This window comes from Chondromyces crocatus (genome assembly GCF_001189295.1).
GTDB classification, from domain to species: domain Bacteria; phylum Myxococcota_A; class Polyangia; order Polyangiales; family Polyangiaceae; genus Chondromyces; species Chondromyces crocatus.
Genome location: NZ_CP012159.1, coordinates 10,599,120 through 10,623,373 on the forward strand (window position 1 = coordinate 10,599,120; position 24,254 = coordinate 10,623,373).

16 protein-coding genes are annotated in these 24,254 nt (G+C 69.4%); 10 read left to right on the forward strand and 6 right to left on the reverse strand.

What is annotated here, in order from left to right; translation table 11 throughout:
- Window positions 1-227 precede the first annotated feature (227 nt).
- From CMC5_RS38455 to CMC5_RS38485, 7 genes are all read left to right on the forward strand, one after another.
- A complete protein-coding gene (locus CMC5_RS38455; RefSeq protein WP_050435059.1) occupies window positions 228-1,673 on the forward strand; it encodes a DEAD/DEAH box helicase in 1,446 nt (481 codons plus the stop codon).
- Between the two features lie 823 nt (window positions 1,674-2,496).
- Complete coding sequence (locus CMC5_RS38460) at window positions 2,497-2,964, forward strand: hypothetical protein (protein WP_050435060.1); 468 nt, start codon at window positions 2,497-2,499, stop codon at window positions 2,962-2,964.
- 350 nt (window positions 2,965-3,314) lie between these two features.
- The gene (locus CMC5_RS38465; protein WP_050435061.1) at window positions 3,315-3,869 is read left to right on the forward strand and encodes a hypothetical protein; all 555 of its coding nucleotides are present in this window, start codon (window positions 3,315-3,317) and stop codon (window positions 3,867-3,869) included.
- A gap of 342 nt (window positions 3,870-4,211) precedes the next feature.
- Entirely contained in the window at window positions 4,212-5,924 is a 1,713-nt protein-coding gene (locus CMC5_RS38470) for an AMP-binding protein (RefSeq protein WP_050435062.1), read from the forward strand.
- Window positions 5,925-6,126: 202 nt separating this feature from the next.
- Window positions 6,127-7,320: a formaldehyde dehydrogenase, glutathione-independent gene (fdhA, locus tag CMC5_RS38475; protein WP_050435063.1), complete on the forward strand. Its 1,194-nt coding sequence runs from the start codon at window positions 6,127-6,129 to the stop codon at window positions 7,318-7,320.
- Window positions 7,321-7,897: 577 nt separating this feature from the next.
- Entirely contained in the window at window positions 7,898-8,317 is a 420-nt protein-coding gene (locus tag CMC5_RS38480) for a DUF4112 domain-containing protein (RefSeq protein WP_050435064.1), read from the forward strand.
- Between the two features lie 202 nt (window positions 8,318-8,519).
- Complete coding sequence (locus tag CMC5_RS38485; protein WP_050435065.1) at window positions 8,520-9,665, forward strand: NADH:flavin oxidoreductase/NADH oxidase; 1,146 nt, start codon at window positions 8,520-8,522, stop codon at window positions 9,663-9,665.
- Between the two features lie 109 nt (window positions 9,666-9,774).
- On the opposite strand, the gene CMC5_RS48810 is transcribed toward CMC5_RS38485, so the two are convergent.
- The 6 genes from CMC5_RS48810 to gltB all read right to left on the reverse strand — a co-directional run bounded on the left by CMC5_RS48810 (window position 9,775) and on the right by gltB (window position 19,993).
- Complete coding sequence (locus CMC5_RS48810; RefSeq protein WP_050435066.1) at window positions 9,775-10,551, reverse strand: energy transducer TonB; 777 nt, start codon at window positions 10,549-10,551, stop codon at window positions 9,775-9,777.
- A gap of 88 nt (window positions 10,552-10,639) precedes the next feature.
- Window positions 10,640-11,467 carry an energy transducer TonB gene (locus CMC5_RS38495; protein WP_050435067.1) on the reverse strand — a complete coding sequence of 276 codons (828 nt, stop codon included), beginning with the start codon at window positions 11,465-11,467 and terminating at the stop codon, window positions 10,640-10,642.
- Entirely contained in the window at window positions 11,464-12,117 is a 654-nt protein-coding gene (locus CMC5_RS38500; protein WP_050435068.1) for an RNA polymerase sigma factor, read from the reverse strand. The genes CMC5_RS38495 and CMC5_RS38500 overlap by 4 nt, the downstream gene beginning before the upstream one ends.
- Window positions 12,118-12,362: 245 nt before the next feature.
- Complete coding sequence (locus CMC5_RS38505) at window positions 12,363-13,877, reverse strand: acetyl-CoA hydrolase/transferase C-terminal domain-containing protein (protein ID WP_050435069.1); 1,515 nt, start codon at window positions 13,875-13,877, stop codon at window positions 12,363-12,365.
- A gap of 79 nt (window positions 13,878-13,956) precedes the next feature.
- The gene (locus CMC5_RS38510; RefSeq protein WP_050435070.1) at window positions 13,957-15,393 is read right to left on the reverse strand and encodes a glutamate synthase subunit beta; all 1,437 of its coding nucleotides are present in this window, start codon (window positions 15,391-15,393) and stop codon (window positions 13,957-13,959) included.
- On the reverse strand, window positions 15,386-19,993 hold the full coding sequence (gene gltB / locus CMC5_RS38515; protein ID WP_082363200.1) for a glutamate synthase large subunit: 4,608 nt from the start codon (window positions 19,991-19,993) through the stop codon (window positions 15,386-15,388). Before gltB ends, CMC5_RS38510 begins: the two co-directional genes overlap by 8 nt.
- A 412-nt stretch (window positions 19,994-20,405) precedes the next feature.
- Between gltB and CMC5_RS38520 the strand changes: the two genes are divergently transcribed.
- From CMC5_RS38520 to CMC5_RS38530, 3 genes are all read left to right on the forward strand, one after another.
- Window positions 20,406-21,740 (forward strand): DNA polymerase IV, encoded by a 1,335-nt coding sequence (locus tag CMC5_RS38520; protein ID WP_082363600.1) that lies wholly within the window; start codon window positions 20,406-20,408, stop codon window positions 21,738-21,740.
- A 17-nt stretch (window positions 21,741-21,757) separates the two neighbouring features.
- Window positions 21,758-22,732, forward strand: coding sequence for a D-2-hydroxyacid dehydrogenase (locus CMC5_RS38525; RefSeq protein WP_050435071.1), 975 nt, complete (start codon window positions 21,758-21,760; stop codon window positions 22,730-22,732).
- 397 nt (window positions 22,733-23,129) lie between these two features.
- Window positions 23,130-24,242 (forward strand): SGNH/GDSL hydrolase family protein, encoded by a 1,113-nt coding sequence (locus CMC5_RS38530; protein WP_425394845.1) that lies wholly within the window; start codon window positions 23,130-23,132, stop codon window positions 24,240-24,242.
- Window positions 24,243-24,254: the final 12 nt, after the last annotated feature.

Sequence of the window (24,254 nt, forward strand, 5' to 3'; positions counted from 1 at the left end):
GAACCCGCAATGAGCATGGCCCGGGCCCTCGCCTCCTCGGCGACGGGCCCGCACGCGTCCGGTATCGCCCGTGTCGCCAGCATCGGCACGTCGATGCCGTCGTCGAGGTCGACCCCCGTGGTCGCTGCGAGGGAAGGCTGCACGCGATCACGGTGCCCCGCGGGCACTTCTCAGCGGTGCGCACCTGTGGTGGGATCCGGGTCGCTCAGGGGGCCTGTTCCAGCACGATGAAGTACACGCCCCGCGACTACCAGAAGAGAGCCATCGAGATGGCGCGCCGGGCCATCCGGAGCGGCAAGAAGCGGCCCCTCATCGTGGCCCCGACGGGCGCCGGCAAGACGGTCATCGCGTGCGCGATCGTCGAGAGCGCCATGGAGAAAGGGAGCCGCACGCTGTTCATGGCGCACCGGCGCGAGCTCATCGAGCAGACGTCGCGCAAGCTCGACGAGATGGAGATCGATCACGGGGTCATCAAGGCCGGACACCCGCGCGTCCGGCCCGAGCTGCCCATCCAGGTGGGCTCGGTGCAGACGCTGGCGAGGCGGCTCGGCAAGGGCAAAGACCCGTTTCGTCTGGTGATCGTGGACGAGGCGCACCACGCGCCGGCGAAGTCCTACAAGGCGGTGCTGGAGGCATCCCCCGACGCGGTGGTGCTGGGGCTGACGGCGACGCCGTACCGCGCCGATGGCGTGGCGCTCGGAGACGTGTTCGATGCGCTCGTGGAGGTGACGACGATCGAGGCGCTCATCGACGCAGGGCACCTCGTCGAGCCTCGCGTGTTCGGACGGCGGGTGCCGGACCTGAGCCGGGTGCGGAAGGTGGGCCCTGATTACAACCTCGGCCAGCTCGCGGAGGTGATGGACCAGGGTGAGCTGGTCGAAGACATCGTCGGGACGTGGCGCGAGAAGGCGGAGGGGCGCACGACCGTGGTCTTCGCGGTGAACATCGCGCACAGCCAGCACATCGCACGCGCGTTCGCGAAGGCTGGTATCGCCGCGGGGCACGTGGATGGGGAGATGGGGGAGGACGAGCGGGCAGCGGTGCTGGGAAGGCTCGCGCGCGGCGAGATCCAGGTCCTCTCGAACTGCAACATCCTCACGGAAGGGTGGGACCTGCCGCAGTGCTCGTGCGTCGTGCTGGCGAGGCCGACGCGGTCACGATCGCTCTGGAAGCAGATGTGCGGACGGGCCCTGCGACCCGCGCCGGAGCTGAAGAAGGTCGACTGCTTGATCCTCGACCACGCCGGCTGCTGGAAGCGGTTCGGGTTCCTCACGGATCCCGAGAAGAACTCGCTGGAGGAAAAGGAGCGGGAGAGCGGTGGTGTGCATTTCGAGTGTCCCTTCTGTGGGGAAGGGCTGCTCGGGTGGCCGCGGCATTGTCCGGCTTGTGGGAGCGAGCTGCCTCGCCATGCCCCGCCGGGTGAACCCCGCGCGAAGTCGGCCGCGCGTGCCGAGGGGGTGATGGTCGAGCTGCGCTCGCTGGAGGAGCGCATCACCCTGTACGAGGGATGGGCGAAGCTGGCGCGGGCGCGCGGACGCGCACCTGGCTGGGTCGCCATCGAGTTCAAGAACTTCTTCGGCCGGTATCCGAAGCGCCTGGAGATGGGTGAGGACCGGTCGTTGTGGACGCGATACGACGAAGCGCTCAGGCGTGGGGTATGGGTGGAGGAATGAGGCGAGCGAGGGCGTAACGCTGGAAGGCTGTCCACGGCACTTCGTTCCTGCACCGTCTCAGGTGATGTCCAACGCGCCCCTGCGGACCGGGCGTTTCGGAGGGCGGCTGTCGTAGAGACAGGGGTTCGCCAGGACGAGGCGTCCTGCGGGTGAGTGGGGCGCTGGCAGAGCATCGTGCGCGAGCGTCGGGGTGGGCAGGGCGTCGTGCGCGCGCGCCGGGACGGTCTCGGGACGTCGTGGGGTCCGCGCGTTGGGCGGGCCGAGCGCCGCGCTGGCGAGCGGTAGGGAGAGCTGAAGCGTGACCTCGGCGAGGATGGCCCGAACGCCGAGGGGACGATGAGGACACGCAGTGCGTGCGGAGAGGACCTCGGTCGAGCCCGTTTCCTTCCGGGATGATCCTGTGCATTCGCGCGCCGCCTGCCCTCGACACCCGAGGCCGCCCGACGTCTTCCCACCGCCAGAATCGCCGTCCCGAGCGCGCAGGATTGCTTCGGGAACGCAACGGAAAGCCACCCCAGGCCCCGGTGTGCGCAGCGTGACTTGGTGATGTCACTCACCCGCACGTGCGCCGGACCAACGATGAACCCGCTTCCAGCCTGGCCATGCTTCTGACGGCTCTCGAAGCTCTCCAAAAATTCCAGAGGTCGAAACCATCAACCCACGACGCAATCACCAGTGCTCACGACGCAATCACCAGCGCTCGCGACGCAATACGGCGAGAACCTGGAGAGCAGCCTCACCTCGGCACGGCGCTCGCAAAAGCGATAGTCACACACCGCAGAGCGCATCACTGGAGATGCCGCGGTGATGAGAGGGAATCACCATGAACCTGTCGAAGAAGCTCGCCATTCTCGCGATTGCAGCCGCCCCGATGACGATGAGCGGCACCGCGGCGGCCCATGACCTCCACGGCTGCGGGATCCACAATCACGGCGCGGTGATCTCGGCGATTGCCGGCGTGGCCCTGGAGACGGCGGAGCTGATGGTCCTCGGCGACATCCAGGCCGACCAGATCTGCCTGGTGAACATCGCCGACTCGCTCAACGGGAGCCTCCTCGAGCTCATCGGGCTCCGTCAGGTCGTCGCGGGTCATAACGTGCAAATTGGCGCCTTGCAGTCGGTCCTCAGTGAGGTATTGATCATCGGCAGCGGCGGCAGCGCGGTCAGCGTCGCAGAGATTCTCAGCGAGAATCACATCTCGGTCCACGACGTGCTGTCCGTCAAGGTGGCGCCCCAGACCCTGGTCCTGTTCTACCTCCCGCAAGCGCAAGCCCAGGGGTGCGGTCTGTGAGCGACGAGAGCGCGACGCGGCCGGGACGGGGATTCGCCCTTCTTCCGGGACGCGCGAATGCCCGACCCGGCCGCGAAGCGGCGCGCCCACGAGAAGCAGGGCGCTGAGACGTGGACACGAGAGCGTGATGGTCTTCCTCGCCGCGTCCGGCGTGGAGACCGCGTGAGTCGAATGAAGGATGTGTGGACCTCCTCGTCGCGGTTGGCGCGGGGGTCGGTGAATGAAATCGTGATTGGTTGGCCTCCTCGTCGCGGTTGGCGCGGGGGTCAGTGAATGAAGTTTCAATCGGTGGCCCAGCGCCACCTCTCCACCTGGTGGCCCAGCGCCACCCCATGAAAGAGGGTACGACCATGAACAGCACCAAGAAGTTCTTCCTCGCCGCCGCCACCGCCATCGTCACCGCCGCCGTCCCCGCAGTCGCCAGCGCAGGTGCCCCCCTCCAGTCGTGCAACAGCAGCCCCTGCGACTCCGCCGGCCTGCTCTCCGCCATCGGCGGCCTCGCGACCGAGGTGACGAAGCTGAAGTTCGCGGGAGCGGTCGAGGACGTCCAGCTCGCGAGCGTGGACGACATGGTGGAGGCCAACGATGTGGACGCGCACGTCCTCGGCCACCTGATGCTCCTCAACTCGCTCAACGCGCTCGCCCTGCAGTCGGTGCTCAGTGACCTCATCGTGATCGCCAGCAACGAGGAGCTGTTGACGGTGGCCGAGCTGCTGAGCGAGAACGCGGTGGGCCTCAGCGACGTGCTGGCGGTGAAGCTCCTCGAGGACACGCTCATCGTGTTCTACCAGGGCGACGGGCCGAAGGGGCAGAGCCAGGGGCAGTGCCAGGTCCAGGGGCAGTGCCAGAGCCCTTGCCAGGCCCAGGGGCAGAACCAGGCGAACTGCATGGGAGGGGGGCAGTAATCGATGGGCATCCTGGCACGGCGTCTCCGGCCGAAGCGGCTGAGGCGCATGTCCTGGGACATCACCCGCGGATCCCCTCCTGGCCGAGCGAAGGACTTCCTTCGCCAGCAAGAACCAAGACCAGCGCAGCCTCACGAGGAGGCGCGATCGAGTCTCGAAGGTCTGTCACGGGCGCTCGCCCTCGCCAAAGCGACGGGGCCACCGCACTTGACAGAGCGGCAACGGCGGGTCGACGATGCAGCACCAGGTGGCGCATCGTCGAACCCTGACCTTATCCGCCGTACCTCCCGCACCGCCTGCGCCTCCTGCCTCCCTGTCCCCTGCACCGCTCCCCGAGGTCTCATGACCGAACCGGCGACTGCGACCCTTCGCTTCCGGGCAGCACGTGACTTCCTGCTGCACCACCGGACCGATCACGAGGCAGCCAGCGCCGGCTTCCAGAAACCCAGCCTGCAACAGTTCAACTGGGCGCTCGACTGGTTCGACGTCATCGCCCGAAGCAACGACCGGACCGCGCTCTGGATCGTCGAGGAAGACGGCTCCGAGCAGCGCTTCTCCTTCGAGGTGCTGTCGCGGCGGTCGAACCAGGTCGCGCGGTGGCTGAAGGAGCAAGGCGTCGCCCGTGGCGATCGCATCGTGCTCATGCTCGGCAACCGGGTGGAGCTGTGGGAGGTGCTGCTTGCGGCGATGAAGCTCGGCGCCGTGGTCATCCCCGCGACGACGTTGCTCTCTCCCACCGATCTGAAGGACCGCATCGAGCGGGGCGGCGCGAAGCACGTGGTGACGTCGCCCGAGGTGGCGTCGAAGCTCGACGGCGCGACGGGAGAGGCCACGCGCATCAGCGTGGGGGACGCGCCCGAGGGGTGGCGACGCTACGCGGACGCGGCGCGAAGCCCCGAGGCGTTCACGCCGGATGGGCCCACGAACGGGAACGACACGCTTCTGCTCTACTTCACCTCGGGCACGACGGCGAAGCCCAAGCTGGTCGAGCACACGCACCTCTCGTACCCCGTGGGGCACCTGTCGACGATGTACTGGATCGGGATCCAGCCCGGCGACGTGCACCTGAACATCTCCTCGCCAGGCTGGGCGAAGCACGCCTGGAGCAACGTGTTCGCGCCGTGGAACGCGGAGGCCACCGTGCTCGTGTACAACTACGCCCGGTTCGACGCGCGCGCCTTGCTCGCGCAGATGGTCCGCTGCGGGGTGACCACGTTCTGCGCCCCGCCGACGGTGTGGCGCATGCTGATCCAGTCGGAGCTCTCGGGGTCGCGCGGGGCACTGCGCGAGGTGGTCGGCGCGGGCGAGCCGCTGAACCCGGAGGTGATCGAGCAGGTGAAGCGGGCCTGGGGGCTGACGATCCGGGACGGCTACGGGCAGACGGAGACCACGGCGCAGATCGGCAACCCGCCCGGTCAGGTGGTGAAGCCCGGGTCGATGGGGCGACCACTGCCGGGCTACCGCGTGTCGCTGCTCGATCCGCTGACGAGCAAGCCAGGGAATGAGGGCGAGATCTGCCTCGATCTGGGCGAGCCACAGCTCGGGCTGATGGTGGGCTACCGCGATGACGAGGCGCTGAACGCCGAGGTGATGCGCGAGGGGCACTACCACACCGGCGATGTCGCGAGCCGGGACGACGAGGGGTACATCACCTACGTCGGCCGCTCGGACGATGTGTTCAAGGCGTCGGATTACCGCATCTCCCCCTTCGAGCTGGAGAGCGTGCTGATCGAGCACCCCGCCGTTGCAGAGGCTGCGGTGGTGCCTTCGCCCGATCCCTTGCGCCTCGCCGTGCCGAAAGCGTTCGTCACGCTGGCCAGCGGGTACGAGCCGACGGCGGAGACCGCACTCGCGCTCTTCACGTACGCACGGGACCACCTGTCGCCCTACAAGCGGATCCGGCGCCTCGCCTTCAGCGCGCTGCCGAAGACGATCTCCGGGAAGATCCGGCGCGTCGACCTGCGCAAGCAAGAGGCCGAGGCACGGGCAGAGGACCCGGAGGCGCGGCCGACAGGGGAGCATCGTTACGATGATTTCCCCGAGCTGAAGCAATGATGTTCACGATGCAGTGATTCTCGTGATGCAGTGATTCTCGTGATTCGATGACTCTGATGATGCAGTGATTCTCGTAATGCGATGACTCTGATGATGCAGTGATTCTCACGACGCAGTGACGCTGACGACGAGGGAACCGAGAAACGCAACCCGAACCGCTCCCGGTGACGACCTCCGGGGGCACTGAACCGAAGGGGGCATCATGGCGAGCAATCGTGGCGTGGTCTATCTGGGGCCGGGCAAGGTGGAGGTGCAGTCCATCGAATACCCGAAGTTCGTGGACCCGCGGGGGAAGGCCATCGAGCACGGGGTCATCCTGAAGGTGGTCTCCACGAACATCTGCGGATCGGATCAGCACATGGTCCGGGGACGGACGACGGCGCCGACAGGGCTCGTGCTGGGGCACGAGATCACGGGCGAGGTCGTGGAGATGGGCAAGGACGTGGAGTACCTGTCGAAGGGCGATCTGGTGACGGTGCCGTTCAACGTGGCCTGCGGCCGCTGTCGCACCTGCCGGGAACAGCAGACGGGCGTGTGCCTGAACGTGAACGACGCGCGCGCCGGCGGTGCGTACGGCTATGTCGACATGGGGGGCTGGGTCGGCGGACAGGCCGAGTACGTGATGGTCCCCTATGCCGACTTCAACCTGATCAAGTTCCCCGACAAGGCGCGGGCGATGGAGAAGATCCGGGACCTGACGATGCTGTCGGACATCCTGCCCACGGGCTTTCACGGGGCGGTGACGGCAGGGGTCGGCGTGGGGTCGACGGTGTACGTGGCCGGCGCGGGGCCGGTGGGGCTCGCGGCGGCGGCGTCGGCGCAGATCCTGGGGGCCGCGGTCGTGCTGGTCGGGGACATGAACCAGGAGCGGCTGAAGCACGCGAAGTCGGTGGGCTTCGAGCCGATCGACCTGACGAAGAGCGACAAGCTGGAGGAGCTGATCGAGGCCGTGCTCGGAGAGCCCGAGGTGGATGCATCGATCGATGCCGTGGGGTTCGAAGCGCGCGGGCACGGGTCCCAGGCGGGCACGGAGGCGCCAGCGACGGTGCTGAATGCGCTGATGACGGTGACGCGCGCGAGCGGTGGGATCGGGATCCCGGGGCTCTACGTGACGGAGGATCCGGGCTCGAAGGACGAGGCGGCGCAGCACGGAAACCTGCGCATGCGGCTGGGACTCGGCTGGGCGAAGTCGCACCGCTTCTACACGGGGCAGACGCCGGTGCTTCAGTACAACCGGCAGCTCATGCAGGCGATTCTCTATGACCGGCTGCCGATTGCAAAGGTGGTGAATGCAACGGTGATTCCGCTGTCGGAGGCAGCGAAGGGGTACAAGGACTTCGACGCGGGGGTGGCGAAGAAGTTCGTGCTCGACCCGCACGGGATGCTGACTGGATAGATGCCTGGATGGCCAGTAGACCAGCAGCCTGCGCATGCAGGTGACGGGAGCGCGTGTCCCAAAGCCTCCAGGGCGTCGCTCCAGGTTGTGCCAGGGCAGGCGCTGTCTGTGTCGAGGCAGACGTTGCTTGTGCCAAGGCAGACGCGGTTCACACCAAGGCAGACGTCGCTCACGCCAAGGCAGACGCGGTTCACACCAAGGCAGACGTCGCTCACGCCAAGGCAGACGCGGTTCACACCAAGGCAGACGTTGCTTGTGCCAAGGCAGACGTTGCTTGTGCCAAGGCAGACGTTGACTGTGCCAAGGCAGACGTTGACTGTGCCAAGGCAGACGTTGCTCACGCCAAGGCAAGCGCGGCTCATGCCAAGGCAGACGTCGTTCACGCCAGAAGTAGCGCGGTTCCCCGGAGGTAGACGTTGTGGTGGCCCGGACCTCCAAGGCTGACCGGAGGATGTCCGGGCAACATGATAACCTGAACCTCAGGATGCCCTCGCGAGAGCCGCCCGAGAAACGTCCCCTGGCCTCAGCACGCCCTCCGAGTGCTGCACCGCTCGCAGCCCCCGTACGCGACCGCGAGATGGAGACGGCGGCGGTGCTGGTGAAGTGGCTCGACCGGCGCTTTCTGGATCCGCTCATCGGGCTCGCGGTGCCCGCGGTCGGAGACATTCTCACCTCGGTCGCGGGGCTCTACCTGGTGGTGCTCGGCGTCCGGCGAAAGGTGCCGGCGGTCATCGTGGCGCGGATGCTGGTGAACCTGGGGCTCGATGCGCTGCTCGGAGCGGTGCCGGTGCTGGGGGACGTGTTCGATTTCGCGTTCCGCGCCAACGTGCGCAACCTGGCGCTGCTGGAGATGCACCACGAGGGGCGGCCGCCCCGCGCGAAGGACTGGCTGGTCGTCGGGGGGGCAGCGCTGTTCCTGCTGGTCGCACTGGCAGTGCCGATCGCGCTGGCGGGGTGGCTGATCGCGTGGCTCTTCGGGGGACACGGCGGCGGCTGAAGCGACGGGCGTCCTTGGAAGTCGCGGCTGCCCTGCGTCGAGTGCCCTGGAAGGAAATGGGGTGGGGTGTGCGACACAGCCGTCTGGCGAGGGGGCACGGTGGTCGCGTGGAGAGCCGGTGACGGAGGCGATTGTCACCGCGGTGGGGTTGCTCGTGCCGGGATCGTTCTTACGGTGGACCGCACTTCCAAGGAGCCATCCGATGAGCGAGCCTGCCCTGTTTCAGCCTCTCACCCTGCGCGGTCTCACGTTGAAGAACCGCGTGGTGGTGTCGCCCATGTGCCAGTACTCCGCGGTCGATGGCGTCGCCAACGACTGGCACTTCGTGCATCTCGGCCGGTTCGCCATCGGGGGCGCCGGGACGGTGTTCGTCGAGGCGACGGGGGTCGAGGCGCGCGGGCGCATCTCCCACGGGGACATGGGGCTCTACAACGACGAGCAGCAGGCGGCGCTGGCGCGCATCGCGGCGTTCGTGAAGTCGCAGGGTGCAGTGCCGGCCATCCAGCTCGCGCACGCAGGGCGCAAGGCGAGCACCCACCGGCCCTGGCAGGGGGGCGCGTCGATCACGCCGGAGAATGCGCTGCCGGGGGAGCCGCCGTGGACCACGGTCGCGCCGAGCGCGCTTCCCTTCGACGAGGGGTGGCACACGCCGCACGCGCTCACGCTGGAGGAGATCGCGGAGCTGAAGGAGGCGTGGGCGAGCTCGACGCGCCGAGCACTGGCGGCGGGGTTCGAGATCGTCGAGGTCCACGCGGCGCATGGCTACTTGCTGACGGAATTCCTGTCGCCGATCTCGAACCAGCGGACGGATGCGTACGGCGGGGATCTGGCGGGGCGGATGCGCTTGCTGCTGGAGGTGGTGGAGGTGGTGCGCGCCGTGTGGCCGGAGGACCGGCCGGTGTTCGTGCGGATCTCGGCGGTGGACGGGACGGAGGGGGGCTGGTCGCTGGAAGACAGCCTGGTGCTGGCGCGGGAGCTGAAGGCGCGCGGGGTGGATGTCGTCGATTGCTCGTCGGGTGGGCTCAGCCCGTCGATGGCGACGCTGAACCGGCCGGCGCCGGGGTATCAGGTGCCGTACGCCGAGGCGCTGCGGAAGGAGGTGAAGCTCGCGACGATGGCCGTGGGGTTGATCCTCGATGCAGCGCAGGCCGAGGCGATCTTGCAGTCGGGGCAGGCGGATCTGGTGGCGCTGGGGCGGGCGTTGCTGGTCGACCCGAACTGGACGCAGACCGCGAAGGCAGCGCTCGCGCCCGAGCAGGCGGGTGATGCGACGTGGCCGCCCGCGGTGGGCTACGCGGTGAAGCGGCTGTACGACCTGCGGAAGAGGGCGCAGGGGGAGAAGAAGTAGGGACCGGAGGCAACAGGGCGCGGCTTTCCGGCAAGCCCATCGGAGTGGGCGCCGCGTTGAGGACTCCGAGGGGCACCGCTCACGACACGCTCGGACCAGGAGGCGCTGCTCACTCGAGCTTGAAGCGGAACGAGAAGGTGTACCGCACGGTCACCGGCTCTCCGGCGAAGGTGCTGGGCTTGTAGCGGTGCGTGGCGATCGCGCGGAGGACGGCGTCTTCGAGGTGCGGCAAGCCCTTGAGGATGCGGCAGTTGCGGGCGGCGCCGTCGACGGTGACCACGCACTGCACGAGGACCATGCCCTCGACGCGGGCGGCGCGGGCTTCGCGGGTGTAGGTGGGGGGGACGCCGGAGAGCAGGACGGGGCGGGTCATTCCCTGGCCGAAGGGGCGCTCCTGGGTGGCCGGGGGTGGTGGCGGCGGGGGTGCAGGTCGCGCAGGAGGGGCGGTGCCGGTGCCGCCGATGACGCCGCCGATGTGGCCGCCGATGGTGCCGCCCGGGGTGCCACCCGGGATGCCGCCGGGCTGGCCACCGGGCTCGGGGTAGGTGTCGTCGTCCGCGCTGTCCGAGGGCGGTGGGGTCTCGGGAGGCGTGGGCTGGGGTCGCTCCGGAGGGAGGGTCACGCGGTCGGGACGAACGGCCGGGCGGGGTCGCTTCGTGGGCTGGGTCGTCTTCGCGATGCCGCCGGCTGGAGGCGGCGGAGGCGGCGGGGGTGGAGGCATGACCAGGGTGACCTGCGGGGCCTCGGGCGGCGCGGTGGTCTCGGCGTGGTGAGAGAGCAGGAAAACGAGGGCGAAGGCGGCACCGTGGGCAGCGAGGGCGATGAGGGTGCCCGTGCCGAGGCGACCTTGCGGGACGGCGGAGCGGTTCAGGACGGCATCGAACATGGGCGTGGCCTCTCCTTCACGGTCCGAGGGCGGACCGCGTCCTTGCCGCGCGCGATGGGCGCGCGGGGTCATGGGTGTGCGAGCGTGATCAGCGCGGCAGGGTGAGCCGCACGGTGAAGATCTGTTCGACGGCGATGGGGCGGCCGTTGCGGGTGGCGGGCGTGAAGCGCCAGGTGGCGAGGGTGTCGAGCACGGCCTGGTCCATGAAAGGGAGCGATTGCTGCACCACGCAGCCGGTCAAGGTGCCCTGCTCGGTGATGAGGCAGCTCACCACGACGAGGCCTTCGACGCGGGCGGCGCGGGCTTCCGGGGTGTACTCGGGGTCGCGGCCGGAGAGGAGCACGGGGGGCGCGTCCTGAGTGCGCGGCGCGACCGTGCTCGCGGTGCGGAGGTCGACTTCGACGGGCGCGGAGCGCGAGGTCATCGGGCGCAGGCCGGGGACGAGCAGCGCCATCATGGCCGCAGCGGCGAGGAGGACGGAGGTCACCTGGACGAGGCCGCGGGCGCGCGAGGGGCGCGGCTCGGCGTGGAGGACGCCGCTGAAGAGAGGGATGGCGGCGGGGGAGGCGGTGCTCCGGGGGGGCGGAAGCGCGGGGCGTGTCGTGGTCCCGGAGGCGTGCAAGGGCGAGCCGGGAAGCACGGGGCTTCGTGCGGGGCGATGCGCCGGGTCGGAGGGTGTCGGGTGCGCCGAGGTGGCCTGCTTCGAGGCGGCCTGCTCCGAGGCGGCCTGCTCCGAGAGGGTTCGCTCCGAGATGGCTTGCGCGGAGGTCGAAGAGGGGGCGACGTCGGCGAGGCCGAGGGCGGCGAGGGCGCGCGCGCGGGCGTCGGCAGGCGGCTGGTCGGCGCGGGCGGCGCGGAACAGCGCGGCTTCGAGCGAGGTGTCGTCTTGCTCGGACCAGCGTCGGGGCGCGCTCATGAGCGACCTCCAGGGGTGCGGGCAGCATGGCGAGCCGCGGCGCGCGCGAAGGCTTCGCGGGCCCGGCGGAGGCGGGAGGCGACGGTGCCCATGGGGACCTTGAGGACGACGGCGATCTCCTGGGTGGAGAGTTCTTCCAGCTCGAAGAGGACGAGCACGGTGCGGAGGTCGTCGGGGAGTGTGGCGAGGAGTTCGTCGAGGAGGGCGAGGTTGCGTTTCTGCTCGACGATCTCGTCGGGGCGAGGGGCGGGATCCATCTGGAGGGGGAGGTCGTGGTCCTCGCTCTCGGGGACCTCGCGGCGCCTGCGTCGGGCGCGGGCGGCGTGCGCAGCGATGTGGACGGCGGAGCGGAGGAGGAAGGCGCGTTCACTGCCCTCCTGGATGGTGTCGAGGCGGCGCGAGGCGACCAGGAAGACTTGCTGGGTGCAGTCGTCGAGATCGGTGGGTGGGGTGCCGAGGCGGCGGAGGGCGCGCCACACGGTGTCGAAGTGGGCGTCGACCATGGCGCGGAGTCGCGCGGCGGCGAGGGCCGGGGCAATCCAGGCGCCGTCGGTCTCGGGCGCCGGGTCGACGGCGGCGCAGACGCGCTCGTCGGGGTCATCCATGAGGGCGAGGGCGAACTCTGCCCTGGGGAGCGGGAGCACGCTCATGGGCTGGTGCTCCCGTCGTCGGGGGCCTCGGCGTCGGCCAGGACGTGACGCTGGCCCGGGCGGGGGACGCGCAAGGTCTGGCCGATGTCGAGGTCCACGAGGGGTAATTCCCGCTCGCGGGTCTCTTGATCACGAAAAGTGAACGGGCAGTCGAAGGGGACGCAAAGTTCACGGGGTCGCTCGCCAGGCCGTCGGTCGGTGTCAGCCCCTGGAGGGGCGGGAGAGCGCTCCGGTCGGCGCGCAGGTCAGCCGGGGAAGGCGCGGCAAGCGGCGTCGTACTCGGCCCAGAAGCCGCCCCTGAAGGGCTGCGCGCCGGTCTCGGGGGGAGGCGCGTCGCCGGCGTAGCGGAGGTAGTCGCGGAGCAAGGGGCGGAAGTAGGGATGGGCGCAGGACTCGATGATGTCCTCGGCGCGGCGGTAGGGGCTGCGTATCTCGGTGTTCCGGGCGTAGCCCTGCTCGGTCACGATGCACTTGATGTCGTGCTCGGTGTGGTCGACGTGGCGGACCATGGGGAGGATGGTGCTGACGGTGCGGCCGTCCCGGAGCTTCCGGACCGAGGGGGTGTGCAGGAGGCTGAGGTAGGCGTTGCGCAGGAAGTCGCCGCTGCCGCCGAGGCCGTTGACGACGCGGCCGCCGTCGAGGTGCGTGGAGTTGGCGTGGCCGTAGATGTCCACCTCGATGGGGGTGTTCATGGCGATGACGAAGAGGCGGGTGATCAGCTCGGCGGAGTTCGAGAGCCACATGGGGCGGAGCACGAGGCGCTCGCGGGTGCGCTGGAAGAGGCGCGCGAGATCTTTCTGGCCGGCGGTGGAGAGGGAGATGGCGGTGGAGGAGGCACACTCGAATTTCGCGTCGTCCTCCATGAAACGCATCATGCCGTCCTGGAAGACCTCGGTGAAGAAGCGGAGGCGCTCGAAGGGGGAGTCGTACAGTTCGCCGATGACGGCGTTGGCGATGTTGCCGACGCCGGACTGAAGGGGGGGGATGCGCTTGCCCCAGCCGAGTTCTTCGCGGCAGCGCGCGAGGTAAGCGACGACGTGGCGCGCGATCTGGCGCTCGGCCTCGGAGGTCTCTTTGAAGTCGACGGGGTAGTCGGGGACGTTGGACTCGACGACGGCGACCACCTTCGAGCGGTCGATGGGGATGTAGGGGGTGCCGACGCGATCACCGACGTTGGTGATGGGGACGGGCCAGCCGACGTGGGGTGGGACGGGGGGGAGGACGATGTCGTGGAAGCCGGTGTAGTCGGGGGCGCTGGTGTTCACCTCGAGGACGATGCGCTGGGCCTTGGCGAGGCCCTCGGCGGAGACGCCGACGGAAGAGGTGAGGACGACGCTGCCGTCGGGTCGGATGCGCGAGACCTCGACGACGGCGACGTCGACGCCGCCATAGAGGCCGACCATGAGGTTGCGCGCGAACTGCGAGAGGTGGATGTCGGCATAGTCCATCTTGCGCTCGTGGATGAGCTTCCGCGAGGCGCGCGAGGACATGTAGGGGCCGCGTTTGCGAAGAAAGGGAGCGAGGGGGGCTTCGACCTCTTCGGAGAGAGAGGCGCCGCTCAGGAGGGAGAGGTCGGCGCCGCGTCCTTCTGCAGCGAGGCGCGCGGCGAGCGCAGGCAGGAAGCGTTTGGGTTCGCCGGCCTTGGTGAACCCGCTGATGACGAGCGTGTTGCCCGGCTCGACGAAGCGCACGGCCTCCTCGACCGGCATGGCTTTGGCGAACAGCTCGGGACACTCGACACGATCGGCCAGGGATGACATGGGCGCGAGTATGGCACGGTTCGCCGTGTCGACTGCGTGAGGCGCAGGAGAGGCGAGCGAGCGTCAGAGGCGAGGGGTGTCAGGGGACGGCGAGGCGCAGGACGGCAGGGGAGCGCACGAGATGGGCGTGCACGGCCTCGGCAGCACGGCGTCCTTCGGCGATGGCCCACACGACGAGCGAGGCGCCGCGTGAGGCGTCGCCTGCGACGAAGACGCCGGGGACGCTGGTCGCGCCGTCGCGGGAGACGACATTGCCGCGCGGGTCGAGGGCGACGCCGAGGGTGTCGAGCAAGGGGGAGCGCTCGGGGCCGATGAAGCCCATCGCGAGGAGGACGAGCTCGCAGGGGATCTCGAAGGCGCTGCCGGGGATCTCCTCGATGCGGCCGCCTTCGAGGCGGATGCGCACGGCCTCGAGGGCGCGGACGTGGCCGTGGTCGTCGCCGAGGAGGCGCTTGGTGAGGACGGCGAAATCCCGCTCGCCGCCCTCTTCGTGCGAGGAGGAGGTGCGGAGGACGAGCGGCCACTCGGGCCAGGGGTTGTGAGGGAGCCGCTCGACGGGGGGACGGGGCATCAGCTCGATCTGGGTGACCTGCGCTGCGCCCTGGCGGTGGGAGGTGCCGAGGCAGTCGGCGCCGGTGTCGCCGCCCCCGAGGATGACGACGCGCTTGCCGGTCGCGACGATGGCACCGGTGTCGGGGAGGTCGTCGCCGGCGACACGGCGGTTCTGCTGGGTGAGGAACGCCATGGCGCGGTGGACGCCGCCGAGTTCGCGGCCCGGGACGGGGAGTTCACGGGGCTGGAGGGCGCCGATGCAGAGGACTGCGGCGTCGAAGTCGCGCTGGAGGGCGTCGGCAGGGAGGTCGGTGCCGACGTCCACGCCCGTGCGGAAGACGACGCCTTCGCGCCGGAGCTGGTCGGTGCGGCGATCGAGGAGATTCTTCTCCAGCTTGAAGTCGGGGATGCCGTAGCGGAGGAGGCCGCCGATGCGGTCGTCGCGCTCGAAGACGGTGACGTCGTAGCCCTTGCGCGCGAGCTGCTGGGCGGCGGCGAGGCCGGCGGGGCCGGAGCCGACGACGGCGACGCGGCGGCCGAGGCGCGCTGGCGCTGGCCGGGCGGCGAGGGGCAGCTCGGGGTCGAGGCGGGCAGCGATGGAGCGCTCGACCTCTTTGATGGTGACCGGGATGCCTTGCAGGTTGAGCACGCAGGAGGCCTCGCACGGGGCGGGGCAGACGCGGCCGGTGACCTCGGGGAAGTTGTTCGTGGCCTCCAGGGCGTGCACGGCGTCGTCCCAGCGGGCGCGGGTGACGTGGTCGTTCCACTCGGGGATGAGGTTCCCGAGGGGGCAGCCGCGGTGGCAGAAGGGGACGCCGCAGTCCATGCAGCGGGAGGCCTGGTCCCGCAGCGAAGCCTCGTCCGGCAAGGGGTCGAGTTCGCGGTAGTCGAGGAGGCGCTCGTCGACGGGGCGAAGCGCTGTCTTGGCCCGCTGGATCTTCAGGAAGCCATGCGGATCACCCATGGGCGGTCACCATTCCCTTGCTCCTCGACGAGATCGCTCCGGTGGGCCGGGAGACGAGGCTCGGCTCGGAGGCGTTGTGGCGCGCGAAGCGCTCGGCCAGCGAGTGGTCGCCGAAGGGGCCGGTGCCCTGGGCACGACGGACCTCGAGGGCGCGGCGGTACTCGCGCGGGACGAGCTTGACGAGGTGGGGGGCGTACTCGTCCCAGGCTTCGAGCATGCGCTTGGCCCGGGGGCTGCCAGTCCGCGCGACGTGCTCGCGGAGCACCCCGAGCACGAGCTCGGTGTCCTCGGTGGCGAGCGGCTCGATGGCGTCACGCGCTTCGGGGTGGCAGCGGGCGGGAAAGCTGCCGTCGCGGTCGAAGACCACGGCCACGCCGCCGCTCATGCCAGCGCCGAAGTTGCGGCCGGTGGTCCCGAGGATGACCACGACACCGCCGGTCATGTACTCGCAGCCATGGTCGCCGACGCCCTCGACGACGGCGAGCGCGCCGCTGTTGCGGACGCCGAAGCGCTCGCCGCCGCGGCCGTTGAAGAACGCGCTGCCGCTCGTGGCGCCGTAGAGCACGGTGTTGCCGACGATGACCTGGTCTTCGGGGACGAAGGTGCTGCCCGGCGGGGGCCGGACGGCGATGATGCCGCCGGAGAGGCCCTTGCCCACGTAGTCGTTGGCGTCGCCATCGAGAACGAGGGAGATGCCGCGCGCGAGGAAGGCGCCGAGGCTCTGGCCTGCGCTGCCATGGGCCGCGATGCCGATGGTGTCGTCGGGCAGGCCTTCGGCGCCGTGTCTGCGGGCGACGACGCCGCTGAGCATCGTGCCGAAGGCGCGGTCGCGGTTGCGGATGCGCCGGGTGATGCGGACCTCGGCGCCCTGGTCCAGGGCTGGCGCGGCCTCCTCGATGAGTCCGTGATCGAGGACGTCGCGGAGGTTGTGCTCCTGCGCGGCGACGCACCGGGTCGGCTCGACGCGGGTCTCTCTCGGCAGGTAAAGGACCTCGGAGAAGTCGAGGCTGCGCAGGCGGGGCGTGGGCAGATCGCGGCGCGGGGCGATGCAGTCGGCGCGACCGACCATCTCGTCGACGGTGCGGAAGCCGAGGCTGGCCATGAGCTGCCGGGCCTCCTCGGCGACGAAGAAGAGGTAGTTGATGACGTGTTCGGGGGCCCCGGTGAAGCGGCGGCGCAGCTCGGGATCCTGGGTGGCCACGCCCACGGGGCAGGTGTTGAGGTGGCACTTGCGCATCATCACGCAGCCGAGGGCGACGAGTGGGGCCGTGGCGAAACCGAACTCCTCGGCGCCGAGCAGCGCGGCGATGACCACGTCGCGGCCGGTCTTGAGCTGGCCGTCGGCCTGGAGGCGAACCCGGCCGCGCAGGCGGTTCATCACGAGCACCTGCTGCGCCTCGGCCAGACCCAGCTCCCAGGGCAGGCCCGCGTGGTGGATGGAGGTGAGCGGCGAGGCGCCCGTGCCGCCGTCGTGGCCGCTGATCAGGATCACGTCGGCGTAGGCCTTGGCGACGCCAGCGGCGACCGTGCCCACGCCCGCCTCGGCGACGAGCTTGACGCTGATCCGCGCGGCCGGGTTGATGTTCTTGAGGTCGAAGATGAGCTGGGCCAGGTCCTCGATGGAGTAGATGTCGTGGTGCGGCGGGGGCGAGACGAGCGTCACGCCGGGGGTCGAGTGGCGCACCCGCGCGATCACCTCGTCGACCTTGTGGCCCGGGAGCTGCCCGCCTTCGCCGGGCTTCGCGCCCTGAGCGATCTTGATCTGGATCTCGTCGGCGTTGATCAGGTAGTGCGCGGTGACCCCGAAGCGGCCCGAGGCGACCTGCTTGATCGCGCTGCGGCGCGAGTCGCCCCCCAGGTCGGGGTGGTAGCGCGCCGGATCCTCTCCGCCCTCGCCGGTGTTCGAGCGGCCGCCGATCCGGTTCATGGCGACGGCAAGCGTCTCGTGGGCCTCGCTGGAGATGCTCCCGAACGACATCGCGCCCGTGGCGAAGCGCTTGACGATCTGCCGCGCCGGCTCGACCTCGTCGAGGGGCACGGACGCTCCCGCGGGAACGAGATCCCACAGGCCACGCAGCGTGATCGGGCGCTCCCGCTGGTCGTTGATCAGGCGCGCATACTCCTCGTACGTCCTGGCGTCGGACAGGCGCGTGGCCTTCTGGAGGGCAGCGATGCTCTCCGGGCTCCAGAGGTGACGCTCGCCGCTGACGCGGTAGCCGTGGTGCCCCCCCTCCATGAGGCGACGAGCGCCCAGCGGGTCGAAGGCCATCACGTGCCGGGCGCGCGCATCCTCGGCGATCTCGCGGAGCCCGACGCCGCGGACGCGCGAGGCCGTTCCCGAGAAGTACTCGTCGATGACCACCTGATCGACGCCGATCGCCTCGAAGATCTGCGCCCCCTGGTAGCTCGCGAGGGTGCTGATGCCCATCTTGGACATCACCTTGAGCACGCCCTTCTTCAGCGCCTTGATGTAGCGCTTCATCGCATCCTGGGGGGTCACGCCGACGAGCGTGCCGTCGGCGGCCAGCTCGGCGATGGTGGAGAGCGCGAGGTACGGGTTCACCGCGCCGGCGCCGTAGCCGAGGAGCAAAGCCATGTGCGCGACCTCGCGCGCCTCGCCGGTCTCCAGGATGATGCCCGCGCGCGCCCGCAAGCCCTGCCGCATGAGGTGGTGATGCACGGCGCCGAGGCCGAGCAGCGCCGGGATGGGCGCGTGACGCTCGTCCAGCTCGCGGTCGCTGAGGATGATCACGCTCGCGCCCTCCGCGATGGCGCGCTCGGCCAGGATGCAGGCCTGCTTGAGCGCAGCGCGCATCGCCTGGTCCGGGTCTCCGTCCACCGGGAAGCTCAGCGGGATGGTCTCGGCGCGGAAGTCGGCGACAGGGTTCTGCTTGAGCTGCGCCAGCTCGTCGTTCGTCAGGAAGGGATGCGGTAGCTCCAGCTGCCGACAGTGCCGGGGCGTCTCCTCGAGGAGGTTCGCCTCGCACCCCAGACAGCTCACCAGCGACATCACGATCTCCTCCCGGATCGGATCGATCGGGGGGTTCGTCACCTGGGCGAAGTGCTGCTTGAAGTAGCGGTAGAGGAGCTGCGGCAGGTCGGAGAGCACGGCCAGCGGGATGTCGATCCCCATCGAGCCGATCGGCTCCTCGCCGGTGGCCGCCATCGGCGTGAGCATGCTCCGCACGTCCTCCTGGGTGTAGCCGAACGCGAGCCGCAGCCGCTCGGCGTCGGCGGCGCTCAGTACCGGAGGCTCGTCTGCGGGCGGGAGCTGATCGAGGTCGATCTTGTTTGCCTCGAGCCAGCGGCGGTAAGGGCGCTGCGCCGCGACGCTGTTCTTGATCTCCTCGTCAGAGACGATGCGCCCCTCCTCGACGTCGACGAGGAACATCTTGCCTGGCTTGATGCGCCCCTTCTCCTTCACGCGCGTGGGGTCGATGTCGAGCACCCCGAGCTCGCTGGCGAGGACGACCATGTCGTCGGTGACCACGTACTTGGCAGGGCGCAGGCCATTGCGGTCGAGCGTGGCGCCGATGAGACGTCCGTCGGTGAAGCCGATCGCCGCCGGGCCATCCCACGGCTCGACGAGGGCGCCGTGGTATTCGTAGAAGGCCTTCTTGAGGTCGCTCATCGCCGGGTCGTCCACCCACGCTTCGGGGATGAGCATCATCATCACGTGCGGAAGTGAGCGCCCCGAGGCGACGAGGAAGTCGGCCACGTTGTCGAGCGCCGCGGAGTCGGAGCCGCCCGAGCGGACGATGGGCCGGAAGTCGTCGAGGTGGTCGCGCCAGTACTGGCTGCGGAGGAGCCACTCTCTCGCGCTCATCCAGGTGCGGTTGCCACGCAGCGTGTTGATCTCGCCGTTGTGCGCGAGGAGCCGGAACGGATGGGCGCGATCCCAGGTCGGGAAGGTGTTGGTGGAGAAGCGGGAGTGGACGAGGGCGAGGCGCGAGACGGTGCGCGGGTCGGAGAGGTCGAGGTAGAAGTCCGCGATCTGCTCCGGGAGCATGAGGCCTTTGTAGACGACGGTGCGTGACGAGCAGGAGACGATGTAGAAGTCGTCGGCCCAGGCGATCTTCCCGGCACGCTTGCGGATGAGGTACAGCGTGCGCTCGAAGAGTTCGGGCGCGCAGGTGCGGCCGATGAAGAGCTGCCGGATGTGAGGGCACGTGTCGCGCGCGATCACGCCGAGCGCCTGGGACGCGATGGGAACGTCACGCCACCCCAGCACGCGCTGCCCATGGTGGACGACGGTCGCCTCGAGGATGGCCTCGTGCCGGCGTCTCCGGGCGGGATCCGTCGGAAAGAAGCACATGGCGACGGCATAGTCGCCAGGCTGCGGGAGCGTGCCTCCCTGCACCTGCACCGGGGGCGTCTCCGCGTAGAGCTGGTGCGGGATCTGCAAGAGGATGCCCGCCCCGTCCCCCGTACACGGGTCACACCCCGCGGCACCGCGGTGGGTGAGGTTACTCAGGATCTCGAGCCCCTGAGCGACCACCTCATGGCTCGCCGCGCGCCGAAGCGAGGCCACGAACCCAAGACCGCAGGCGTCATGCTCGAAATCGGGGTCGTACAGCCCCTGGCGGGCGGGAAGCGGCATGGTGTTTCTCTGCTGTGGCTCGACGTTGACAGGGACCAAGGCGTCTCCAAATGACGCTCTGGACGCACAAGCGAAAGTAAACGCAGTAACGCGGCGCGTCGAGTGGATCCGGGGGTCTCCCGCCGTGAGACCGGAAGAGGTTGCACAGGCCGTTCGGACCGACGCGATCCGACCGTCGACATCGAGACTCGGCCGGGCTCACACGATCCCTGCCCCGGAGCGACACGCTCCCGGCTCCAGGTCTGGCCCATGAAACGATGGTGTTCAAGAGTCGCGCCACTGGAACGCGGTGGGCTTCCTGACCAGGGCGTCGCCCATGCCCGTTTCCGTGCCTCACGTTCGGGGGCTCTCACCCTGGAGGTGTGAATCCCGGGAACTCACGGTGGCCCGCGCTATCCTCCCGCGCTCGCTCATGGAAGCTGCGCGCGTGATCCTGCACGTCGACATGGACGCCTTCTTCGCGTCGGTCGAGATGCGGGACGATCCACGCCTGCAGGGGCGGCCGGTGCTGGTGGGGGGAGCAGGGCGCCGGGGGGTGGTCGCGGCGGCCAGCTACGAGGCACGAAAATTCGGGTGCCGGTCCGCGCAGCCGATGGTCCATGCGCTGCGGCTGTGTCCGGAGGCGGTGGTGGTCGCGCCACGGCACGCGACGTACGTGGAGGTGTCACGCCAGGTCTTCGACATCTTCGAGCGGTTCTCACCGCTGGTGGAGGGTCTCTCGATCGACGAGGCGTTCCTCGATGTCTCGGGAAGCGAGCGGCTGCTGGGGACGCCGCGGCAGATCGCCGACGCGGTGCGCAAGGCGGTGCGTGAAGAGACCGCACTGACCTGCTCGGTGGGCATCGCGAGCGTGAAGTTCCTGGCGAAGATCGCCAGCGGGATGAACAAGCCCGACGGTGTGACGGAGATTCCCGCCGGGAAGGAGCTGGAGTTCCTGACGCCACTGCCCGTGGGGGCGCTGTGGGGCGCCGGTCCGAAGACCGAGGAGCGGCTGGCGCAGCGGGGGATCCGCACCGTTGGGGATCTGCGGCGGCTCGGCCCGTCGACGCTGACGTCGTGGTTCGGGGCCCAGGGGGCTCACCTGTACCGGCTGAGCGAGGGGATCGACGAGCGCGCGGTGATCCCCGACCGGGAGGCGAAGTCGATCAGCAACGAGGACACCTACGCGCACGACGTGGTCGGGGTGGAGGCGCTGAAGCGGTGCCTGCTCTCCCAGGCGACCCGGGTGGCCGACCGGCTGGTCGCCGAGGGGCTCCGGGCACGCTGTGTCCACCTGAAGATCCGCGATGGGCGCTTCGTGACGGAGACGCGCCAGTGCACGCTGCCCGAGGCGGTGGACGATCACCGCGCCATCTACGGGGCGGCGTGCCGGCTGCTGGAGTCGGTGGAGACCGAGGGGCGCAGCTTCCGGCTGACCGGCGTGGGGGTGGCCGCTCTGGAGGAGGCGTCCGCTCCCGTGCAGCTCGGGCTCTTCGATGCCGTGGGAAGCCGTGGTCGAGCCCCCGGCGGCGCGGCGGCGGCTCCCCTGCGGAAGGACTCCCTCCAGGCCGTGCTGTCGGCCGTGCGGGAACGGTTCGGGCATCAGGCGCTGTTTCCAGGCGCTGCGGGGAGCGAACGACGGGGAGGCGCGACGGGTGCGATCAGCCACACACGGGGAGCGCCCCCCGCCGAACAGGCCGAAAACCCGGGTCCGGATGGGCCCAGGAAGCCCGGAAGGCGGGGAGACGGCGGCGAAGGACACCGGTGAGCGGTAGGCTTGGCAGCATGGCTGGGTTGGTCATCGCCTGTACGGCGACATTCGGTGACGAGGCGGAGGGGCTGCTGACGGAGGGGGTCGCGCCGCACACGCTGTCGCTGTCGCGGCAAAGGTCCGCGAGCAACCTCTCGGCAGCCGAGCGCGACGAGGCCGTGCTGAAGGCCGAGGTGGTGTTCGGTCAACCGAACCCCGAGGACCTGCTGGCAGCGCCGCGCTTGCGCTGGGTCCACCTGAGCAGCGCCGGGTACACGCGCTACGAGACCCCGGAAGTGCGCGAGGCCTTCCAGAAGCGAGGCATCGCGCTGACCACCAGCAGCGGTGTCTACGACGAGCCCTGCGCGGAGCACGCCCTGGCCCTCGTCCTCGCGGCCTCGCGTCGTCTCCCCGAGTGCGTGCAGGAACAGCTCGGCGCGCGGGGATGGCCCTCCCGGGAGGTCCGGCGCCGGAGCGGCCTTCTCCGCGGCCGCAGCGTTCTGGTGCTCGGCTTCGGCGCCATCGGCCGCCGCCTCGCGGAGCTGCTGGCCCCCTTCGAGGTGGAGCTGACCATCTTCCGGGCCCATCCCCGCGGCGACGAGCCGGGGCGCGTCGTGGTGCGAGACGGCCTGGAGGAGGCATTCGCCGAGGCCGAGTTCGTGATCTCGACGTTGCCCGAGAACGAGACCACGCGGGCCCTGGTCTCGCGCCCGTTGATCGACCGGATGCAGCCTACCGCGTGGTTCATCAACGTCGGCCGAGGGACGACGGTGGATCAAGCCGCGCTGCATACTGCCCTCACGGCACGACGGCTGGGTGGGGCCTACCTCGACGTCACCGATCCCGAGCCTCTCCCGGCCGATCACCCGCTCTGGCAAGCACCTGGTTGCTGGATCACCCCCCACGCCGCAGGGGGTCAGCGTGAAGAGATGGTGGCGCTGGTGCAGCACTTCCTCGACAACCTGCGCCGCTTCGAGCGCGGAACCGCGCTCGTCGATCGGGTGATTTGAGTCTCCTGCGGGCGGGCCTCGCGATATCGCCGTGCTGCGGACTCACCGCAGCGCTGAACGCCGCGCGATGGTGCAATGCGTTATCGGCGATGCAGCGCGATAGCCTGCACCGGTGTGCGCTTGACATCGAACTTGGCGTTTGGTCATGTGCGCTGGAGGCTAGGTCCCCTGCGCTCGACGCATTCGTGCATTTCAGCGTGATGCGTGCAACACGATTAGAAGAATCCAGGAGACTGCGCCCGTCCCATTGCGAGGTCGATCGGGACGATTGCGACCAGTCTTCCTGAGTTCGAAGGAACGTCGCAGGGAAATGATTCGTCTCGTCCCCCCGTGAACGGGAGGGGCCAGCAGTCGTCGTCGCCGGGAGCGACGCAAGCGGAGCAAGGAGATCGTGAAGATGCGCGTCAAGTCCATCTCGAGTCGAGTACTGCCGAGGCACGTCATGCGCCTCGTGCTGATGATCGGAATCTTGCTGGTCGGCGGGAATGCCTTCGCCAATACGTTGACCCAGAACACCTCGTGGACGATCGATCGGAGCAACACGACCACGAAGTACCGGGTCGTTGCCTACGGCGACTCCATCTTCGCCGGCTACTACGGCAGCATCTCGCGCGCGGCGAAGCGCGCAGCCCCCATGGTGCAGGGTGAGTACCTCTCGAACTCGTGGGGCACCGACATCGAGGTGGTCCGCCGCTGCAAGTCGGGCGCGAAGGCCGACGACATCTACAACAACAAGATCGTCGCCGAGCGGTCCTACATGCAGGACCCGAGCACCCGCGTCGTCACCTTCGAGATGTGCGGCAACGACTTCCTCCAGGCGCGCACCGCCTTCGCCGACCAGAAGGGCACGTGTAACCTCGGCGTGATCGACAGCGCCCTGGCCGCGTGCACGACGTACCAGGAGCGCGCGATGCAGTACATCAACGCGAACGCGCACTCCGCGGTGAAGAAGAAGCAGATCATGAACATCTACTACCCCGGCTACGACGCCGACAACGGCCTGTCGCAGTGCACGGACGCGCAGACGGGGCAGAAGCTGAACAAGCAGGAGGTCTTCATCACCCGCCTCGCGCGGAGCAACTGGCGCGCGTGCAACTTCGCCCGGCAGTACGGCTTCGATTGTGTCGACTCGTTCGCCCATTACATGGGCGCCGACTACGACACGAACGGCGACGGCAAGGTCGACTCCGAGGCGCTCCGCTGGGTGGCCGGCGAGTCGGAGGCGGCCTACGTGACCCGGATCAGCCAGACGCTCCGTGGGACGGTCCGCGACGCGAACAACCACTACGCGAGCAGCGGCACGAGCTACGACTACATCCAGTCGGACAACACCCACCCGACCTACTACAGCAGCGCGACGATGTACCTCGGGCTCATCGGCGGCTCGGCCTCCGGTAGCGGCGCAGCAGAGTTCGCGCAGGGCTCGGGCGGCAAGAATGCGGTGTGGAATCAGTTCGGGCACGAGCGGGCCGGCTGGCTCCACGCGCTCCTGAACCCCGCATCGCCGTGATGCACGCTCGCC

Coding starts and splice junctions, on each gene's coding strand:
- CMC5_RS38510 (WP_050435070.1), bottom strand. CDS start 15,393: ATGGGTGATCCGCATGGCTTCCTGAAGATCCAGCGGGCCAAGACAGCG.
- CMC5_RS38505 (WP_050435069.1), bottom strand. CDS start 13,877: ATGTCATCCCTGGCCGATCGTGTCGAGTGTCCCGAGCTGTTCGCCAAA.
- CMC5_RS38520 (WP_082363600.1), top strand. CDS start 20,406: ATGGAAGCTGCGCGCGTGATCCTGCACGTCGACATGGACGCCTTCTTC.
- CMC5_RS38525 (WP_050435071.1), top strand. CDS start 21,758: ATGGCTGGGTTGGTCATCGCCTGTACGGCGACATTCGGTGACGAGGCG.
- CMC5_RS38485 (WP_050435065.1), top strand. CDS start 8,520: ATGAGCGAGCCTGCCCTGTTTCAGCCTCTCACCCTGCGCGGTCTCACG.
- CMC5_RS38530 (WP_425394845.1), top strand. CDS start 23,130: ATGCGCGTCAAGTCCATCTCGAGTCGAGTACTGCCGAGGCACGTCATG.
- CMC5_RS48810 (WP_050435066.1), bottom strand. CDS start 10,551: ATGTTCGATGCCGTCCTGAACCGCTCCGCCGTCCCGCAAGGTCGCCTC.
- CMC5_RS38500 (WP_050435068.1), bottom strand. CDS start 12,117: ATGAGCGTGCTCCCGCTCCCCAGGGCAGAGTTCGCCCTCGCCCTCATG.
- CMC5_RS38470 (WP_050435062.1), top strand. CDS start 4,212: ATGACCGAACCGGCGACTGCGACCCTTCGCTTCCGGGCAGCACGTGAC.
- CMC5_RS38495 (WP_050435067.1), bottom strand. CDS start 11,467: ATGAGCGCGCCCCGACGCTGGTCCGAGCAAGACGACACCTCGCTCGAA.
- CMC5_RS38455 (WP_050435059.1), top strand. CDS start 228: ATGAAGTACACGCCCCGCGACTACCAGAAGAGAGCCATCGAGATGGCG.
- CMC5_RS38480 (WP_050435064.1), top strand. CDS start 7,898: ATGGAGACGGCGGCGGTGCTGGTGAAGTGGCTCGACCGGCGCTTTCTG.
- fdhA (WP_050435063.1), top strand. CDS start 6,127: ATGGCGAGCAATCGTGGCGTGGTCTATCTGGGGCCGGGCAAGGTGGAG.
- gltB (WP_082363200.1), bottom strand. CDS start 19,993: ATGCCGCTTCCCGCCCGCCAGGGGCTGTACGACCCCGATTTCGAGCAT.
- CMC5_RS38460 (WP_050435060.1), top strand. CDS start 2,497: ATGAACCTGTCGAAGAAGCTCGCCATTCTCGCGATTGCAGCCGCCCCG.
- CMC5_RS38465 (WP_050435061.1), top strand. CDS start 3,315: ATGAACAGCACCAAGAAGTTCTTCCTCGCCGCCGCCACCGCCATCGTC.